Annotated in this window: 5 protein-coding genes; 4 read left to right on the top strand and 1 reads right to left on the bottom strand. The window is 27.0% G+C overall.

Translation table 11 applies throughout. The features are described 5' to 3' along the window. Nucleotides 1-758 (top strand): M23 family metallopeptidase (locus O970_RS09280; RefSeq protein WP_238610633.1); only part of this gene is annotated, 758 nt, incomplete at its 5' end. Nucleotides 759-773: 15 nt separating this feature from the next. Continuing rightward, on the top strand, nucleotides 774-1,586 hold the full coding sequence (locus O970_RS09275) for a hypothetical protein (protein WP_133459422.1): 813 nt from the start codon (nucleotides 774-776) through the stop codon (nucleotides 1,584-1,586). 66 nt (nucleotides 1,587-1,652) lie between these two features. Here the strand turns inward: O970_RS09275 and O970_RS10220 are convergent, their stop codons facing one another. Further along, nucleotides 1,653-1,775, bottom strand: coding sequence for a hypothetical protein (locus tag O970_RS10220; protein ID WP_275055061.1), 123 nt, complete (start codon nucleotides 1,773-1,775; stop codon nucleotides 1,653-1,655). 19 nt (nucleotides 1,776-1,794) lie between these two features. Here O970_RS10220 and O970_RS09270 point away from each other — a divergent pair, with 19 nt between their 5' ends. Both O970_RS09270 and O970_RS09265 read left to right on the top strand, forming a co-directional pair. Then, complete coding sequence (locus O970_RS09270) at nucleotides 1,795-2,052, top strand: hypothetical protein (protein WP_133459421.1); 258 nt, start codon at nucleotides 1,795-1,797, stop codon at nucleotides 2,050-2,052. A 12-nt stretch (nucleotides 2,053-2,064) separates the two neighbouring features. Then, the gene (locus O970_RS09265) at nucleotides 2,065-3,084 is read left to right on the top strand and encodes a hypothetical protein (RefSeq protein ID WP_133459420.1); all 1,020 of its coding nucleotides are present in this window, start codon (nucleotides 2,065-2,067) and stop codon (nucleotides 3,082-3,084) included. Nucleotides 3,085-3,360 lie beyond the last annotated feature (276 nt).

Genomic DNA, 3,360 nt, shown 5'->3' with positions numbered 1-3,360 from the left:
ACTCTAACCAACCCCCTGTTAATGCTAACACGCAGATACTTTCTAATTTATCAATGGATGGAAAAGCATGGTTTATTCATCCTGTGGCGATGATTAATTATTTTAATGAGAATAGCCCTGAAATTATTTTCCCATTAAAAGTAAAACCTATAAACAATTATGATAAACAATTTGGTAAAAACTTTAATTGGACTAAAAATAATAATCAAACAATGTTTGGATGGAGGCGTAGTGGTGGAAGAAAACATGCAGCACGTGATTTATATACTGAACCAGAAACGGAAATTGTTGCTATTAGTGACGGTATAGTCCTAGAAATAAGTAATTTTTATTCTCAAACATATCAGATAACAATAAAACATGAAACTAAGAGTGGCCAGCAATTTATTATTCGTTACGGTGAGGTAGATAAAGAAAGTGTTAAAGTTGAAGTTGGTGATGTAGTAAAACAAGGTACTATAATTGCAAAAACAGGATTATTACTTAAAGAACTCAAAAAAGGTGAAAAAAGTAGTCATATTGTTGAAATTAAAATTAGTCCTAAAATAACGAAGCGATATAGGCCAGAATTGATTATTGATGGCAAAATTATTTATATGTTGCATCTAGAATATTACTCTGGAACAACTGGACTAGATTTGAAAAAACCGTTGACTGATAGATCAAAAAAACCTTATCAAAGACGTGCGGACATAACCGATCCAATTGAATTATTAAAAGAAGGATATCGTAATAGTTTTGCATCTGACCCCCAATAATTAGGAATTAATCATATGAAAAATATTATATTAAAGATTTTATTATTAATTTTATTGCCATATGTTGTTTATGCTTCTGATATTAGCTCATCTAAAAATAATTATTATGTGTTGATGAAAGATAATTTAAGTAAAAAATTTTTACAAACGAAAGAGGGTGAGCTATTAGTGACAGAATTAGATGAGTTGGTTATTTTTAACCAGGAGAAAATTATTCTTTGGGGGTGTAATTTCAAGCAACTAAAAGGAAATAAAGAAAACATCAATAATGAATTAAAACAAAATAATTTTTTTAAAGAATATGAGCATGAATTAAAAAAATACCATCTAACTACTAATAACTTTATTAAGATTTATTCAAACGATAGCGATAGTTTATCAGATACCTGTAACATCAATGGTTATATGAATATTATTCTACTTGCTAGCAATAAACTCATTGTTCCTTATGAAAATCAATTCATTTTTTTTAAACGTTTATCTGAGCAAGAAGAAATAAATATTAATAATTATTATAATAACGAAAAATGCCTTAAAACTAAGCAAATTGATATAGATACCACTGATATTTGTTATTATAACAATATGACTATTTTGGATGTTTATAATGCAATGAACTATAACCCTTCTCATATTTTTAGAAAGAAAATTAAAGTGGGCGAAAATTCGTCTGTTTTTTATGAAGACAAGAATGTAGAGATTAATTATAAATGGTCTGGAAAAAATAAATTAGAAATCACTCAATATTTTCAAGGGGGTATAACAACTTACACTTTTATTTATCAGAACGGTAAAACAAAATTAATAACCGTTCTCTCTCCCGATTAATTATAAAAAATAAGAAAGATAAAACTTAGTACTCATTGTAATAAGTTTCTCTTATGTTTAGACAATTTAGCTGGCGACAAAAGATAATACCATCGTTAACTTACAAAGAATATCACTTAACGCTTCATCGGAATTTCGATATAAATAGTGATTATTCTTATATCCGATATTGCCATTTACATGAGACAAAAAAGTACCTGAAATAAAAGTGGGTTGCAAAGTTAAGGGAGGGGAGCATATTGGCTATACATCTGACACAGGTAATGCCAAAGGGCTTGTTAATACACATTTACATTTAGAAATTGCTATGTATATTCACAATAATAAAACTAAAGGTGAAAAAAAGGAAATAGCAAAGTTAGGATATAAAATAAATCCTGCTTTTTTTGTTAATTTAAATTCTATAGATATAGACGATCAAACAGAAGCGGTAATAAAAGGTAAAAAGTATTATATTTCAAAATAAAGGTACACATAAATGAATGTTTTAAAATATCTTTTAGTAATAATTTCTTTTTTTCCACAAGTTACACAAGCAATATATCGAATCTATAGTGGAAATATTGGTGATAAAAAAATAGACTTTTATATAAGTGGTACTTCTGATAATTCACTTACTATATCTTATGTTAATACAAATGATTACACTATAATATCTGAGCGATTACCTAAGAAAGTAGATAATGAATATGTGTATGAAAATTACACTTATGATTTATTTGGTAATAAAGATACATTGATCCTTAAAAATTTTGATTTTAGTGAAAATAAAATAAAATCTGAAAACGACTTTTTGATTGGAACCTCCCTTAAATTTGGCGATTTTAAATTGAAAAAAATTTTTGAATACAATGTAATCTGGTCTAATGGTTATAAAGAAAACCATAAAGATTCTAAAGAATTACTTAGTAACATTGAATTTAAAAATGTCGAATTTCTACAAATACATTCAACAAAAGATTTCTATTTTAAACTTTTATTATCTAAGAACAAAAAAGAAGATATTAAAATCACGGGAGTTAATATCTATAGTAAAAAAAATGGTGAATTAATACAACGTATTAAAACTAAAAAAAACTATTTATTTTATGATGTTTTTACAGTAGAAATAGGTGATTTTGACTTTGATGGCAATGAAAATGATTTTTCACTTGTTGAAGGTGATACACGAGGTACAAATGTGCCACATATGTATTTCATTTATGATGAGTCGCAAAATAAATTTATTGACCCTAATTTAGAAGGATATGTTTTTGTTTTTGATCCTGAAAAAAAAATTGCGACCAGCACAAAAACCTGCGGTGATGTAATTCTTTATGAAAACAATATCATTTTGAATAAAATGTATTATTTTAATCAGAGCAAAAAAAAATATGAGTATATTGATCAATACTGTATGGCTATTCCTGATGGTGTCGACTATTATTTAAGAGAATGCACAATAAAAGAAAGGCAAGATTGTGAAAAAGCTGTAGTAGAGCCAGGTGACGAACCATAATCAAGTGAAAAGAAAGTTACTTTTTATAAAAAACAATAAAATCTTGTTTCCCGAATTCATTGCCTATTAATGGTCAGAGTGAAGTATTGACAATAAATATATTCTACACATTAGAAATGTCATTGAAATGGTATAAATAATTTATTAAATCACAATGACGATAAAAAATAGATACTTTCACTTTTTCCGATAGGCAAAAAACTACATAGTCAAGACGAAGAAGAGAAATAGCAACAAAAAGAGCTTATTCTTATTAAAGCAGGCTTAGATAAACAT

It is taken from the genome of Candidatus Schmidhempelia bombi str. Bimp (genome assembly GCF_000471645.3).
Taxonomy (GTDB): domain Bacteria; phylum Pseudomonadota; class Gammaproteobacteria; order Enterobacterales; family Orbaceae; genus Utexia; species Utexia bombi.
The sequence above is the reverse complement of the archived record's forward strand: the minus strand, read 5'-3'. Positions and strand labels throughout refer to the sequence as shown.